Raw genomic sequence first — 16,482 nt, 5'->3', positions numbered from 1 at the left:
TAAATTTAGTTAGATATTAAGAAGTTACTTCCCTGGAAAATCCGCTTTACGCTTCTCCAAAAAGGCGGTAGTGCCTTCTACAAAATCTTCTGTTCCGAAGCATTTTCCAAATTGTTTAATTTCTACTTTGTAACCATCTTTTCCGTCTTTGTAATTCGCGTTAATCGCTTTAATGGCTTTACTGATGGCAACAGAAGAATTTCGCATTATTTTACTTGCAATCTTCTCTGCTAATGGTAGTAATTCTTCGAGCTCAACAACGTGGTTTACTAAACCGTAATTTAATGCTTGATTAGCATCAATCATACCTGCTGTCATTACCATTTCCATAGCTCTACCCTTACCTACTAATTGTGGTAAACGTTGCGTACCGCCATAACCCGGAATCACCCCTAGAGATACTTCTGGTAATCCCATTTTAGCATTGGTGCTCGCTACCCTAAAATGACAGGCCATAGCTAATTCTAGTCCCCCACCAAGTGCAAAACCATTGACTGCTGCTATTACCGGAGTACTTAAGCTTTCCACAAAATCGAATAATAACGCCTGCCCTTGTGCAGCTAGTTTTCCACCTTCATCGATGCTAAAATCCGCAAATTCACTAATATCTGCACCTGCTACAAAGGCTTTTTCACCGCTTCCGGTAAGGATGATAACTTTAGTGTTTTCATCTGTATCTGCAGCATCAAAAGCATCATGTAATTCTTGAATGGTCGCTTTATTTAATGCATTTAACTTCTTTGGTCTATTGATTGTGATCGTTGTAATTCCGTTATAATAATCTGAAAGTATGTTTTCGTAGTTCATTGAAATATGTTTTCATTCCTATGAAAAATAGGAATTTTGTTATTATTTTATCTTAGTTTTTTTTACTAAGAAATTCTTGCTTGCGCAGGAAATGTGACTTTAAAAATAGTCCCTTTTCCTAATTGCGTGCTAAAGGTAATACTTCCATTATAAGTTTCTACAATGTTTTTTACCATAGCCAAACCTAAACCCATGCCGCTTGATTTAGTAGTGAATTTTGGCTCGAATATCTTGTCTTTAGTTTGCTCATCTATTCCAGAGCCATTGTCCTCAATAGTAATATTTACATTGTCACCTTCGCTAAAAACACGCACTTCAATTTTAGGATTTTCAGCGTCATTAGGAATTGCTTGAATACCATTTTTCACCAAATTAGTAACGACTCGTATTAACTGCGTTCTATCAAATTTAGCAATAATTTCTTCGGTTTCAGAATAGAATTCAATATACTCTTCATTAAAAATATCGAGAGCCATTTTTACTATATGAACAACATTAAGCACTTCACTTTTCTGCGCTGGCATCTTCGCAAAATTCGAAAATGCCGAAGCAATAGAACTCATGGTATCGATTTGTTGAATTAACGTATTACTATATTCATCTAATTTTTTGTGAATGTTTTCATCTTCCGGATTAAATTTACGCTGGAAACTTTGCACGGTTAAGCGCATGGGCGTTAATGGATTTTTAATCTCGTGAGCCACTTGTTTTGCCATTTCGCGCCAGGCTTGCTCGCGCTCATTGGTTGCTAAAACTACAGCACTGGCTTCGAGCTCATCAATCATACTATTATACGAATTAATAAGCGTTGAGATTTCATCACTAGATGAGCCTATCTGAATTTTTGTATTTCGCTTCTCTAATCGTGTTTCATTCATCTTATCACTTATAGTTCGTAGTGATTTGGTTATAAACTTAGATATAAAATAGGCAATGACAATAGCAACTAAAATCAATACTAAATAGGCATAAGCCAAACGTTTTAAAAACTCTTTCAGCTCTTTATTAAAAAAATCGTCATTTTCTAAATAGGGTAAATTTAAAATGGCCAAAGTCTTAAATTTTTCATCCATAATATAAGTGTAGGATGACTGAAACGTTTGTCCGGCAACATTATTCTTCACCACAAAACGATGTTCTAAAGTGTTAGATAAGGTGTTTAATATTTCAACATCTAAACAGAGATCTGAAGAATCTCTTTGAATGGTTCGTTTTGAACTTTTAAGTAATTGCCCATCTAAATCATAAAGGTTAATTTGCAAATTATGAATGGCATCTATTTCAAAAATTTCATCTTTAAAAATTAATGGAATATTACTCGTAGTAACAGGATATGTAGTTTCTCCTATAACAAAATTAATACTCTGCTTAATTGCTTTTTCTTTACGTTCTAAGCGTTCACTATGATATTCCTTAGCCTCTTCGCTATACTGATAAATAGTTACTGCAGCTATTAAAACCGATGCTACAAGTACTAAAAGTATCATGGCTACATTTATTCGGGCTCTTAAAGAAAGGCGTTGCATCATTATTGAAGTGCCCAAGGAAATGGACGTATTTTAATTCTGAAATATAAGTTTTAAATATAGCAATAATCAATCCAAAGACGGCATGCGTACATTTCAAATCTCTAAAAATCGATTAGGCTTCCGGATTTTTGGAACGTATATTTTTATAGAGCTTAAAACCTAACATTAATAAAATTCCTAAAACCACAATACCTAATACTCCAAAAATCCAGTTGATAGAACTTTTTAGAATGACTAGAAAAACAACAGCAAACAGGATAAATGTAGCTCCTTCGTTCCAAATTCGCATAAAATTAGACGTGACTTTAACCTCGTCTTTTTGAAGTTGTTTAAAATACAAATGAGTTTTAAAATGATAGATAAATAATAGAAACACAAAAAGTAATTTTACATGCATCCAACTTTGTTGTAACCAACTTGGCGTTAAAATCAATAGCCAAACTGCAAAAAGTGTAGCTAAAACTGCAGATGGCCACGTAATAATAAACCAAAGGCGTTTTGCCATTAACTTTAACTGCTTTCCCAAAATTTCTTTTTCTGGTGATGGCTTATGAAACGCTTCAATTTGATATACAAATAATCTTGGAATGTAGAACAAGCCAGCAAACCACGTAATCACAAAAATGAGATGTAATGATTTTATGTAATTATAATATTCCATGCGATTAAATTATATCTGCTAATGTTTTATTAATCTCTCTTTTTAAAAAATAACCAGTGACAAGGGTCGATAACACATCAGAAACCGGGAACGCAATCCAAATTCCTAATTCACCAAAATATACTGGTAAGATATACATTAATGGAATAAAAAAAATAGCTTGTCTCGTTAGTGTTAATAACAATGCCGGCAATGCCTTACCAACTGCCTGAAAATAGGCCGCACCAATAAGTTGCAAAGCTAATATTGGCACCGCAGCAAAAGCCCATCTCATATTATTAGGGGTAATTCTAATAACATCAGGATCTGATGTAAACCATTTAGTAATAGTTTCGGGAAAGAACATTAAACCAATAAATACTACGGTTCCTAAAACAGTAGCATATTTTATGGCTGTATAAATAGATTCCTTAACACGTTGATATTTTTCTGCACCATAATTAAAACCTGCAATAGGGATAAAGCCTTGTGTAATTCCAAAAACAGGAAACAATACAAACATCATCATCCTCCCTACGATTGCATATGCCGTAACTGAGGTTTCTCCTCCAAAGTTAAAGAGCGCATTATTTACCAACAAGAACGTAACACTTACAACAGCTTGCCGCGCTAAGGTTACAAAACCTAATGATGCAATTTCAGATACGATTGATTTTTCTAATTTAAAATGTGAAAGGTTAATTTTTAATTCAGAATTATCGGATAAGAAATACCAAAAAATGAACAGAAAGGCCACAACATAAGATCCTGTTGTTGCCCATGCTGCCCCAGCCATTCCGTAATCTAAAATATTGATAAAAATATAGTCTAATACTAAATTGCCAACAGACGGAATAAGCATGGCATACATCGCAAATTTAGGTTTACCTTCTGCTCTAATAACATTATTACCCATCATTACAAAACCTAAAATAGGCACACCGTAAAGAATGATTTCATAATATACTTTTGCAGGCCCAAAAATATTGCCTTTTCCTCCAAAAGCAGGAATTAATGTATCTACAAAATAAAGTCCAAAAACAGCAAAGGTCACCGTAAATAATAATGTCAGCGTCAGCTGATTCCCAAAAGTTTTTAGAGCCTTAACTGCATTATTAGCCCCTAAAGCACGTGAAATTATTGAAGACCCTCCGATACCGATAGCCATCCCAAGTGCAGCAATAAAAAACGACACTGGCAATACCACGTTAATCGCAGCAATGGCTGTAGAGCCAATCCAATTACCCACAAAAATAGTATCGACCAAGATATTAAGCGACATCACCAAAATACCAATAGAAGCTGGTACGGCTTGCCTAATTAACAATTTGCCTATAGGTTCATTCCCTAGATCTTGTGACGATACATTTGCCATTATACGGCTTTAGTTTCAGCAGTCGCCCACTCGCTTACGATTTTAGCCACTACTTCAGCGAAATCATCACGATCATTAAGACAAGGAATTACTGTAAATTCCTTTCCTCCCATTTCGTGAAAAATTTCTTCGCCTTCCATTGCAATTTCTTCTAACGTTTCTAAACAATCGCTTACAAAGGCCGGAGTTACAATAGCCATTTTTTTAGTGCCTGCCTTACCCATTCTCTCAATTGTTCGGTCCGTATAAGGCTTTAACCATGGATCAAAACCAAGTCTCGATTGAAACGTTGTAGAATACGTTCCATTTTTTAAACCTAGTTTTTTAGCCACATTTACCGTAGTAATTTCACACTGATGACGGTAACAAAACTCATGTTGTTTACTACCCATTTTAAAACAGCATTTGCCGTTCATTTGGCAATTGCCGTTAGTAATATCACTTTTTCGAATATGTCTCTCAGGAACTCCATGATAACTAAATAGGATATGTTCATAATCCAAATCATTCAATGTTTCACCAATACTTTTTGAAAGTACATTGATATAATCTTCACGATTATAAAATGCTGGAGTTCGTGTAATTGTTATATCTGGAAAATGTTCGGCCACCAACTCATCTACTTTTACATCGATTGTTTCTGTTGTTGCCATGGCAAATTGTGGATACAATGGAATAGTCTTTATTTCCGTACAGCCTTTATCAACCAATTCTTGTAATCCTTTTTTAATTGTCATCCTACCATAACGCATAGCTAATGCCACAGGATAATCAACTTTTTGCTGAACTTTATCTTGAAGTCGCTCTGAAAGTACAATTAACGGAGAGCCTTCCTCCCACCAAATTTTTTGATACGCTGCTGCTGATGCTTTAGGTCTAGTATTTAAAATAATACCTTTCACTAAAATAGCACGCGCCACTAATGGCAAGTCAATAACGCGCTCGTCCATTAAAAATTCACCTAGATATTTCTTAACATCTTTAGGGCTTGGACTGTCTGGAGAGCCCAAATTAACTAATAAAATTCCTTTTGACATGCTTTACATTTTCAACTACAAAAATACGATACTAATCGCAATACTTAATAATGGTTTGTATTGGTTTTATTTATCCTATCATCTTAAAATATTTTATCTACTTTTAGGTTATAGATATCGAAACAATTAGTTTTATTACTTGTTTTTAATCGAGTTTAACTATTTCTACAAGTCTGTTTAAAGGATTTAAATATCTTTACAAGCCTTGATCACATTTTATTATGAACCGAGCATGTTCAAAATTTTATTATGTAAAGACATAATTTATAACGAACTGCATGTGGCTAATTAAAAGTCAATACGTACAAACACATGAAAAAAATCTTAACCATACTCCTTACATTATTTACATTAGTTGTGTTTTCTCAACAACAATATCAGAGTTTACTTTGGAAGATTACAGGCAACGGACTAGACAAGCCGTCTTACCTTTATGGCACCATGCACGTCAGCAAAAAAGTAGCTTTTCGCTTAGACGATGTTTTTTATAAAGCCTTAAATCAAAGTGATTGTATTGCTTTAGAATCGGACCCAACGACATGGCCAGGTTTTAATTATGAAATGATGCTTGGTCAAATGGCTGCGTACAACAATTATAACGAGGATTTCTATACCAATCTTTTTAAGTTAACGCACCCTGAAGAAATGGCCATTAGGGGTACCGTTCGTATGGATAACAATGCTGTAAACTCTTATTTATACCGCAAAAATAGTTCTTCAGATAATTTTGAAGAGGAGACCTATTTGGACATGTTTATTTTTCAAGCTGGAAAGAAAAATAATAAAAAAATATACGCGCTAGAGGATTTAGAAGAATCGCGATACTTAACTACAAAAGCAGCTTACAATGCAAATAAAAAAGAATTAGATCCATGGCTACAAAAATTATATGCTAGAGAGAATGCCTATTTAATTCAAGAAAATTTATATCGCGACAGAAACTTAGACTTATTGGACTCTATTGGTGCCGGTGTTAACACCGAATTCTTCCGTAAAAATATGCTTTACATTAGAAATGAGAATATGGTGATTTCTCTAGAAAAATTGATGCCAACCCAATCTGTTTTTGCCGGAGTCGGTGCAGCCCATTTACCAGGTGAACACGGCATGATTAATATGTTGCGCAACAGAGGTTACACCGTAAAATCATTAACGTCTGAACAAACCGATTACAGTAAAACAGAAAAAACAAAACTCGATAGTCTTTTTGTAACACCAGAACTTAAAAAACACAGTAGCCCTGATGGTTTTTTAAGTATCAATACCTATGATGAACTGCGTGAGTTTTCTTATGGCGGACAAAAATATTATTTGGATCCAGATATGACCAATGGCGCTTATTTAACTCTAAATAGAATCAGTCGTTTTACCTATTTGCCAAATGAAAAATCAAATATTACCTTAAAAGAGATTGATCATTTATTATACGAAGATATTCCTGGTGATATTATTAAGAAGGAAGAATTAACCACGCCTTATCCTGGAATTAGCATCGTTAATAAAACTAAGAAAGGAGAATTTCAGAAGTACCATATTTATGAAACTCCTTTAGAAATTATTATCATAAAATTTGCGGGCCGTAGTGATTTTGTGCTTAAACATGAATCTAAGATTTTTAATTCGATAGTTTTGAAAACCCCTTCTGATGGAACAAAAGTGTTTACATCACCAAGGCGTAAATTTCAAGTTGATTTTCCTGAATATTACATTTCTAGTAATATGGACAACTATGGAAAAAAGCTAGTAGAAGGCCATAAAAATGGTGCTTACTATTTTATTGAAGAAGCGGTTTTAAACGACTTAACTTATATTGAAGAAGATAGTTTTGAAGCTAAGTATTTTCACCACTCATTATATAAAAATTATAAATTAGTTGAAGCTGAAGGTGGCTTCAAAGCAGGCGATTATAAAACCTATGAATCTAATGCAATTTTAGATGCTGATACCAACAAAAAATTACATCTAAAAACCATTGTTAAAGACGGTAGCTATTATCTCCTAGGTTACGTTGGCACCAATGAAGCTGACAAAGCTGCATTTTTTAAATCGTTTAAGTTCAATAAGACGGATTATTCAGGTTTTGAAAAAGTGACAGATACCTCTTTACATTTTTCGGTTAATACAAACGGAAAAGCACCTTTGCCAAATCCTTATAACTACAATTATAATGGAGGTAAAAAGGCGAAAGATTATGAACAAACCATAAACGAAACGGTTTATTCTACCTATGCGAATGAACAAATTTCTGTCTCCAGAACTAAGTTTCACGATTTGCAAATGTTTTATAATGCAGATAGCCTGTGGAAGGATTTAGAAGAGAAAGTAAACTACAGAGCACGTTATTATAAAACTGAAAAAGCATTTCACATTTCTAATCGTACGTCTTCTAAAACAGATGACAATATTTATACCAATAGCTTTAGTTACTCAGATTCTGCAAGCTCAAAACAAGTATTAGTGAAGAATATTTTGAAGGAAGGAGTGCTTTTCGAATTAAAAACCTTGATAGATTCCATAAGTGGTCCTTCTACTTTTGTTACCGAATTTTATGACTCATTTACACCAAAAGACACCCTTTTAGGAAAAGATGTTTTAACAGATAAGACCACGCAATTTTTTGAAGCTTTAAGAGCAAAAGATAGTATTATCTTGGAATCTTATGGCCTTATTAAATTTAAGAAACACAATAGCAAAGACATTGCTTTAATTCTAAAGGATTTTGAATTCGATAAAGAGCGTCTAGACATTAAATCGTACCTAGTAGAACAACTCATTGAAATTGATTTAAAGAATAATTTACCATTTATAAAGCAATTGTATCACGATAGTTATTCTGATCCTCAAACACAGACGTCTATCTTAGAAGGTTTATTAGATTCTAACACAAAAGAGTCTTATACCATTGCTTTAGAATTAATGGAGCGCGATTTACCTTTAGGAAGTGTGGGCAGCATGTTTTATAACTATAACCACCAAGACTCTTTAGAGCTAAAAGCTTCATTGTTCCCTAAAATACTAGAATATAGCACCATACAAGAATATAAGCAACCACTTTACTCTTTGCTAGCCAAGGTTAGTGATAGCGGATTAGTAAAGCAAAAATCTTATAAAAAATATAAAAATCAGCTCATAAATGACGCAAAAATGGAAATTAAGCGAAATTTAGGAAGCTATAGTAATTACGGTTATAATTCGTATTCTCAAAATTTAGCGACTTATGTACGATTGATTTTTCCTTATAGAAATGAACGTACCGCTCAAGATTTCTTTTCAAAATTGCTTAATGTTGATGACACAAATGCCTTAGTAAAGTATTACGTATTATTAACTAAGGCCAAAGAAACAATTCCATATCAACTTACTGAAAAGCTTGTTAATGATGAAGAAAACGAATATTTGCTTTTAGAAGAATTAGATGCTTCTAAACTATTGGGCAAACTAAAATCTATCGGTATTAACCAACAACAATTTGCCAAATCCAAACTTTTATCGGACGCCAATTATGAAAAAGAAAAAGATTCAATTGCCTTTCTTTTTAAGCGCGATTTTGTGACCGATAAAGGCAAAAATGCCGTAATGTATTTCTTTAAAATAGATAAGGATGACGAGTATTCTGGCAAGGTTGAAGCCTTACATTACATTTCATTCATTAAGCCAAAAGACCCAAAGCAATTGGTTGTAGATTACTATTCTATTTCAGAAAGTTATGGTACTATGGTTGATAAAACGAAAGAACTCGAAGAGCAATATACTGAAATCCTTAATCTAGCGATTTATAAGGATAGACAACGTGTAACGCCTACTGGTGGTGATGGGTATTATGATTATTAAACTATTTTTCGTATTTTTGACTATAACCACCTAAATTTTAATCTAATGATTTCCCCTTTTAATCTAATGATTTCCCCATTTCAAGTTATTGTCTTTTTATTAATGTTTGTTTCATTAATTATTACAAGCTTGGTTTTAGCTTCAAAAAACGAGATTAGATTTAATTTTTTAGTTTGGTCACTTATAATTCTGTTTGTACCTTTCCTTGGCAGTATTAGTTATTTAATCAAACATTACACTTCATCTAAGACCAAAACGAATAATCTAGTAAGTTAACTAGAAGCCTGAATATACTTCTTAGGTGTGGTCCCAAATTTCTTTTTAAAAGCGGCTATAAAATGGCTTCCTGTGCTGTAACCTACTTTTAGGCCCACTTCATTAACGTTATAATCACCAGATTCTAAAAGTTTACGTGCCACTTCCATTTTATACTCGAATAGAAAACTAAAAACCGAATCGCCATAAATCTGCTTAAAGCCTTCTTTCAATTTTTTTAAGCTGAGATCTATTTCATCTGCTAATTCTTGCAAACTTGGCGGCTCTGACATATTAGCAATAATAATATCTTTTGCCTTTTTCAGTTTAGCGACATTAACCTCATCTACTAAAAACGGACATTGCTCAATATCGGCATCTTCACTTCGGTTAAAAAACAGACTCAATAATTCATAAGCTTTTCCTTTAAAATATAAGGGTTTAATTGAATTGTTCAGGTTAAAACTGATGAGCTGATTCAAAACCACAGCCATGGATGGCGAAATTTTTCCATCCTTATAATATTTTTTATCTCTATTATCGTCCGTTAAAAACGTAACATAATTAGCATCCTCTGAAAACAAACCATGAAATTTCTTAATAGAAATCACTAAAGACACCAACCAAGAATGTGGCTGAATTTCTAAATGAATCGGCAAATCACGCTCTGGATTATAAAGCAATAAGGACGTTTCCTCATCAATATTTAAAGTATAATTACCCTGATTAAACTTAAAAGCGGCTTTTCCTTTAGTGCAAAAATGAAACTGAATATAGCTACTATCAATCTCACGCTCAAGAATTTCAAGGCTATCATTTTCATTTTTATGGGTTAGTACAAAAAAGCCATCTTCAATACGTGTTTCCTCAAAAGTACTTATAGCGATACTTTCTGAATTCCTTTTTTCTAAATCCATTTCGTTATTATTTAGATTGATTCTAAACAAAAGCCCAAAAAGCCCTTGGTTTTACTACAAAAGTATGATAATTATCATGTTTTGGTAAAAAACAATCCTAAAAAACCACAATCGATACTTTAAGTTCTTCTAGCGTTGTTTTTATTTAAGAATCAAAATTACATTTGCGCTGTTACTTTCCAAAGTCAGGTAAACGAGCGAACGCAACACATGCATAATAAAAGCAAATATTTTTACGCTATAGGTCTCAGCTATAAAAAAGCTGATGCGGAAGTGCGTGGTCATTTTAGTCTAAGCGACACCGCTAAGCAAAACGTTTTGGCACAAGCCAAGCAGAATGGTATTGACAGTCTTTTGTTGGTTTCCACCTGTAACCGTACAGAAATCTACGGATTCGCAGAGCACCCTTTTCAACTGATTCAATTATTATGTGATAACACAAAGGGTACTGTTGAAGAGTTCAGAGAAGTAGCGTATGTTCACAAAAACAAAGACGCCATTAATCATATGTTTCGTGTTGGCTCTGGTTTAGATAGTCAGATTTTAGGTGATTTTGAAATTATCTTTCAACTTAAAGCTGGAGCGCGAGCCTCAAAAGAAGTCGGATTATTAAATTCATTTACCGAGCGTTTAGTGAATTCTGTAATTCAAGCGAGTAAGCGTATTAAAAACGAAACACAATTATCGTCGGGTGCTACATCGGTTTCTTTTGCTTCTGTTCAATACATAATGAATAACGTTGCCCAAATTTCTAAAAAGAATATTTTACTCTTCGGAACTGGAAAAATTGGAAGAAACACGTGCGAAAACTTAGTTAAACATACTAAAAATTCGCATATCACATTAATTAACAGAACTAAAGATAAAGCAGAAGAAGTTGCCGGTAAATTTAACCTTATCGTTAAAGATTACGAGAATCTTGAAGACGAAATTAATGCTTCTGATATTGTCATTGTCGCAACAGGAGCCCAAAATCCAACGGTTTATAAATCTTTAATTTCGACCGAAAAACCATTGCTAGTTTTAGACTTATCGATTCCAAAAAATGTTAATGAAGATATTAGAGAACATGCTAATATTACTTTAGTGCATTTAGATGATTTAGCAAAAATCACAGATGACACCTTAGAGAATCGAAAAGCATACATTCCGCATGCAGAATCAATTATCTCAGAGGTCTCAGCCGAATTTAATGCCTGGTTAAACACGTTGAAATTTGTTCCTACCATACAGGCTATAAAGCATAAATTAACAGATTTTAAAAATTCTGAATTCAATACACAACGCAAAAAAATGTCTGACTTTAACGAGGTTCAGGCAGAGTTGATTACTAGTAATTTAATTCAGAAAATAACAAATCAATTTGCGCATCACTTAAGAGAAGATGGCAATACTTCAGATGAAAGCATAGAGCTCATCAAAAAAATATTTCAGTTAGAAACTACCGATAATGTCTAAAATAATTCGCATTGGCACACGCGACAGCCAGCTCGCTATGTGGCAAGCAAAAACCGTTCAATCACAACTTGAACATTTAGGTCATAAAACCGTCCTTGTTCCAATAAAATCAACAGGAGATTTAGTTCTCGATAAACCCTTACATGAACTCGGTATTACTGGAGTTTTCACTAAAACTTTAGATATTGCCATGCTAAAAGGCATTATCGATATTGCGGTTCATTCCTTAAAAGACGTGCCAACTGTTTTACCCAATGGCATTATTCAAGCTGCGGTTCTAAAGCGTGGAAACATTAACGACACCCTAGTTTTTAAGGACAACGAAGAGTTTTTATCAGCTAAAGACGCCATTATAGCAACAGGGAGTTTAAGACGCCGTGCACAATGGTTAAACCGCTACCCAACACATACTATTGTTGGTTTGCGAGGTAACGTGAACTCTAGACTAGAAAAATTAGAAAACAACGATGAATGGGATGCTGCTATTTTTGCAGGGGCCGGTTTGGGCAGATTAAATTTAACCCCTGAAAATTCGATAAATTTAGGGTGGATGATTCCTGCACCAGCACAAGGAGCTATTATGATTACTGCTTTAGATGCCGATGAGGAAACTAAAGCAATCATTGCAGAAATTAATGATGAAGTAACAGAAATTTGCACCTCTATTGAACGCGAATTCTTAAATCGTCTAGAAGGTGGTTGTACCGCTCCAATTGGAGCTATTTGTTATATTAATAAAGAAGAAGAAATCAATTTTAAAGGTATTCTTTTAAGTAAGGATGGTTCTAAGAAGATAGAAGTTGTTAAAGTGGTTCCACTTGGAAATCATCATAACGTAGCAGAATTCTGCGCTGATTATATTATTGGAAAAGGTGGTAAAGTTTTAATTGACGAATTGACGCAAGGTGATAAAATCACTAATATATATTCTACCAAACAATTAACTAACGATCAGAAAGCCTTGTTTCATGATGATGTTGTCGCTGAAAGTAACGATGATATTAAGATTAACCCAAACCGACTGAGTAAAACTATCATTCGTAACGAAATTGAGAATGTTATTATTACAAGTCAGAATACTGTTGAATCGTTACTCACAAATTTTTCGGCTATAGAATTACAGTTCAAAAATATTTATTGTGTCGGTCGAAAGACTAAGCGAATGGTTGAAAAGCGTATCGGCAAAGTAAAACATTACGAGCAATACGCTAAAGATTTGGCTGAGTACATGGTGGAATATATGGATGGTGCTGAAGTTACCTATTTCAGTAGTAACCTAAGATTAGATACGATTCCTGATATTTTATCTGAAAACAACATTAAAGTCAACGAAGTTGAAGCTTACGAAACAAAACTTGACGCTAAAAAAGTAGAAGGTGAGTTAGATGGAGTTATGTTTTACAGTCCATCTACCGTTCAAAGTTTCTTAAAGTACAATGAAGCCAATGGCATTGCGTTTTGTATTGGAGAAACCACGGCTACTGAAGCTAAAAAACACTTTAAAGAAGTCCGTGTGGCTAAGGTTCCTTTGGTAGAGAGTGTTGTTGAGTTGGTGAATGAATTTTACTTATAGCCCTTAGCTTTTGGCTTTTAGCCTTTAGTCTCACTGTTATGAAAAGCTAAGAGCAAATGTCTAAAAGCTAAAAAAATGAGGAATTATAAAAACTTAAAGATTTGGGAGCAAGGGATTGAACTTGTAAAACAAATTTATGTTTTAGTAAAGCAACTACCTTCATCTGAAAAATTTGGTTTAAAATCTCAGATTACTAGAGCTGCAGTTTCAATTCCTTCAAATATTGCTGAAGGTTGCGCAAGAAATAGTGAAGTAGAATTCAAACGCTTTCTAGAAATTGCTATGGGTTCACTCTTTGAAGTTCATACCCAATTAATTATTATACAAGAATTAAAATTTATCAATCCTGAAGATTTAGCAGACATTTTTGAGCTAATTGAAACTGAAGGTAGAATGATAAATGGATTAATAAATACAATCAAAAATAGCTAGAGTAAGTGGCCAACAGCCAACAGCTAAAAGCTAAAAGCCAATTATGATAAAAAACGATTTATTCCTTAGAGCATTAAAAGGTGAAACCGTAGAACGTCCACCAGTTTGGATGATGCGTCAAGCAGGTAGATACTTACCTGAGTTTATGGAAATCAAAGCGAAATATGATTTCTTTACACGTTGTCAAACACCAGAATTAGCAAGTGAAATTACAGTGCAACCTATCCGTCGTTACGGTATGGATGCTGCAATTTTGTTTTCAGACATTTTAGTGATTCCACAAGCGATGAATATTGAGGTGCAGATGAAACCTAATTTCGGACCTTATTTACCAAATCCTATTCGCTCTCAAAAAGATGTCGATAACGTCATTGTTCCAAATGTAAAAGAAGCTTTAAACTATGTTTACGAAGCTATAAAAGCAACCAAAGAAAAACTGAATGACGAAATTCCGTTAATTGGTTTTGCGGGTTCACCATGGACAATTTTATGTTATTGTGTGCAAGGTCAAGGGTCTAAAAACTTTGATAAAGCCAAAGAATTTTGTTTTACAAATCCGATTGCTGCACATCAATTATTACAAAAAATTACAGATACTACAATTGCTTACCTTAAAGAAAAAGTAAAAGCGGGTTGTAATGCTGTACAAGTATTCGATTCTTGGGGAGGCATGTTATCTCCTGTAGATTATCAAGAATTTTCATGGCAATATATGCAACAAATCATTGATGCTTTAAAAGACGATGCACCTGTTATTGCTTTTGGAAAAGGCTGCTGGTTTGCCTTAGATACAATGGCTAAATCTGGAGCTTCTGCTTTAGGTATCGACTGGACGTGTTCTGCTAAAAATGCACGTTACCTCACCGGAGGCAATATCACTTTACAAGGTAATTTTGATCCTACACGTTTATTTTCGCCACCTGCCGAAATCAAAAAAATGGTGACCCAAATGATTAATGATTTCGGAAAAGACAAATACATCGTTAATTTAGGACATGGTATTTTACCAAATATTCCTCTAGAAAATGCCAAAGCATTTATTGATGCTGTAAAAGAATATAAAGCAGAATAACTTTAATGCTCAATTATTGTAACTTAGAACACCTTTTAACGTCTTTTAAGTGTCGTCAACTAAAAACAATAATATGATCAATAACATATTAAAAGGAATACAAGCTTACACAGGAGCTTTCGCTTTAATTTCAAAATTAAAACTTTGGAAATATTTCGCCATCCCTATTATAATCAGTGTTGTAACGGCACTATTAATTGGGTTATCTGCTTACGGATTATCAGATAATATAGGTCGATTTATCGCCAGCATTTGGCCTTGGGAATGGGGAAAAGAAACCTTTACTACCATCTCAACGTTTATAGGAGGTATTATTGTAATTGCCATCGGCTTAATTTTATACAAGCACATTATCATGGCATTATCCGCGCCATTTATGAGTCCGGTTTCAGAAAAAATTGAAGCACATTTAACAGGAGTAGAACAACACAATAATAGAAACACATCCTTTAAAGACCAACTGTGGCGAGGGATAAGAATTAATATCCGGAATTTAACCAAAGAATTACTAGTTACGATTCCTATTTTACTTTTAAATTTTATCCCATTAATTGGAAATATCGCCTCGTCTGTTATTTTATTCTTAGTACAATCCTACTATGCTGGTTTTGGTAACATGGATTACACCTTAGAACGTCATTTTAAATACAGAGAGAGCATTAATTTTGTTGGGAGAAATAAAGGCATTGCTATTGGAAATGGAATGGTCTTTATATTGTTTTTATTAATTCCGGTTATTGGTGTTATTTTGGTTTTGCCATTAAGCGTAACAGCCTCTTCAGTGAATACCGTGAAATTATTAGAACAAGAAAGATCCTTGAATCAAAATAGCATCACAGTATAATGGTTGCCAAATTCGATGCTTTTGCAATCAATCCTATTCATGATGGAGACGCTTGGAAAATTTGTAATTTCATAATCGCAAACGAAGACCGCTTAAAACGTTATTTCCCAAAAACCTTAGAACAAAACCTTAACCCAACATTATCACAATTATTTGTTGAACAAAAAGTGAAGCAATTTCAAAATGACGAAGAATTTTTATTCACTTTAAAACATTCCGAAACAAGAGCACTCGCAGGACTCATTTATATAAAAGAGCTCGACTGGAACACTAAACAAGGTGAATTTGCCTATTGTATTGGATATAATTTTGAAGGGCAAGGACTGACTTCTAAAGCTATTGATAAGTTATCACAACATGCATTCAGTAATTTAGGTCTAGAGACACTTCAAATTATAGCACATAAAGACAATTTATCGAGCATAAAAGTGGCTTTGAAAACTAATTTTAAATGGGTTAAAACTTTAATTAATGAGTTTACACCAATTGGAGAAGCGCCTTTGGATATGGAGTTGTATGAATTGGTTTCTGATTCCTGTAAGGTTTCAAAAACCTGACAGGTATTTATAATAAAGACAATAATAAAGGATATTTTCACCTATGGAAAAACTAACAAAAGGACATTATTTTCACATTTATAATCGAGGAGTTAATAGTACTAACATTTTTGAGAATGAAGAAAACATGTCTTATTTCTTAAGTCTCTTCAAGA

The 16,482-nt window shown here is 33.7% G+C and carries 13 protein-coding genes; 7 read left to right on the top strand and 6 right to left on the bottom strand.

Annotation, left to right across the window (positions count from 1 at the left end):
• Positions 1-24 precede the first annotated feature (24 nt).
• From HM986_RS05700 to hemH, 5 genes are all read right to left on the bottom strand, one after another.
• Positions 25-807 carry an enoyl-CoA hydratase/isomerase family protein gene (locus HM986_RS05700; RefSeq protein ID WP_179334080.1) on the bottom strand — a complete coding sequence of 261 codons (783 nt, stop codon included), beginning with the start codon at positions 805-807 and terminating at the stop codon, positions 25-27.
• Between the two features lie 65 nt (positions 808-872).
• Positions 873-2,294: a sensor histidine kinase gene (locus tag HM986_RS05695; RefSeq protein WP_179334406.1), complete on the bottom strand. Its 1,422-nt coding sequence runs from the start codon at positions 2,292-2,294 to the stop codon at positions 873-875.
• 154 nt (positions 2,295-2,448) lie between these two features.
• Positions 2,449-2,997 carry a CopD family protein gene (locus HM986_RS05690; protein ID WP_179334079.1) on the bottom strand — a complete coding sequence of 183 codons (549 nt, stop codon included), beginning with the start codon at positions 2,995-2,997 and terminating at the stop codon, positions 2,449-2,451.
• 4 nt (positions 2,998-3,001) lie between these two features.
• Positions 3,002-4,351, bottom strand: a complete 1,350-nt coding sequence (locus tag HM986_RS05685) for an MATE family efflux transporter (protein WP_179334078.1) — start codon at positions 4,349-4,351, stop codon at positions 3,002-3,004.
• Positions 4,351-5,388: a ferrochelatase gene (gene hemH / locus HM986_RS05680; RefSeq protein WP_179334077.1), complete on the bottom strand. Its 1,038-nt coding sequence runs from the start codon at positions 5,386-5,388 to the stop codon at positions 4,351-4,353. The genes HM986_RS05685 and hemH overlap by 1 nt, the downstream gene beginning before the upstream one ends.
• 312 nt (positions 5,389-5,700) lie before the next feature.
• Here hemH and HM986_RS05675 point away from each other — a divergent pair, with 312 nt between their 5' ends.
• On the top strand, positions 5,701-9,219 hold the full coding sequence (locus tag HM986_RS05675) for a TraB/GumN family protein (protein ID WP_179334076.1): 3,519 nt from the start codon (positions 5,701-5,703) through the stop codon (positions 9,217-9,219).
• A gap of 272 nt (positions 9,220-9,491) precedes the next feature.
• On the opposite strand, the gene HM986_RS05670 is transcribed toward HM986_RS05675, so the two are convergent.
• Complete coding sequence (locus HM986_RS05670; protein ID WP_179334075.1) at positions 9,492-10,391, bottom strand: AraC family transcriptional regulator; 900 nt, start codon at positions 10,389-10,391, stop codon at positions 9,492-9,494.
• A 210-nt stretch (positions 10,392-10,601) separates the two neighbouring features.
• On the opposite strand from HM986_RS05670, the gene hemA reads away from it, so the two are divergent.
• The 6 genes from hemA (at position 10,602) to HM986_RS05640 (ending at position 16,327) form a co-directional block, all read left to right on the top strand.
• Positions 10,602-11,849: a glutamyl-tRNA reductase gene (gene hemA / locus HM986_RS05665; RefSeq protein WP_179334074.1), complete on the top strand. Its 1,248-nt coding sequence runs from the start codon at positions 10,602-10,604 to the stop codon at positions 11,847-11,849.
• Positions 11,842-13,422 (top strand): hydroxymethylbilane synthase, encoded by a 1,581-nt coding sequence (gene hemC / locus HM986_RS05660; protein WP_179334073.1) that lies wholly within the window; start codon positions 11,842-11,844, stop codon positions 13,420-13,422. The genes hemA and hemC overlap by 8 nt, the downstream gene beginning before the upstream one ends.
• Before the next feature lie 75 nt (positions 13,423-13,497).
• Positions 13,498-13,854, top strand: coding sequence for a four helix bundle protein (locus HM986_RS05655; protein WP_179334072.1), 357 nt, complete (start codon positions 13,498-13,500; stop codon positions 13,852-13,854).
• A 43-nt stretch (positions 13,855-13,897) separates the two neighbouring features.
• Positions 13,898-14,926, top strand: coding sequence for a uroporphyrinogen decarboxylase (hemE, locus tag HM986_RS05650; protein WP_179334071.1), 1,029 nt, complete (start codon positions 13,898-13,900; stop codon positions 14,924-14,926).
• Positions 14,927-14,999: 73 nt separating this feature from the next.
• Positions 15,000-15,770 carry an EI24 domain-containing protein gene (locus tag HM986_RS05645; RefSeq protein WP_179334070.1) on the top strand — a complete coding sequence of 257 codons (771 nt, stop codon included), beginning with the start codon at positions 15,000-15,002 and terminating at the stop codon, positions 15,768-15,770.
• Positions 15,770-16,327 (top strand): GNAT family N-acetyltransferase, encoded by a 558-nt coding sequence (locus HM986_RS05640; RefSeq protein WP_179334069.1) that lies wholly within the window; start codon positions 15,770-15,772, stop codon positions 16,325-16,327. The genes HM986_RS05645 and HM986_RS05640 overlap by 1 nt, the downstream gene beginning before the upstream one ends.
• Positions 16,328-16,482 lie beyond the last annotated feature (155 nt).

The sequence above is a fragment of the Winogradskyella costae genome (assembly GCF_013403865.1).
In the GTDB taxonomy this organism is placed as follows: domain Bacteria; phylum Bacteroidota; class Bacteroidia; order Flavobacteriales; family Flavobacteriaceae; genus Winogradskyella; species Winogradskyella costae.
The sequence above is the reverse complement of the archived record's forward strand: the minus strand, read 5'-3'. Positions and strand labels throughout refer to the sequence as shown.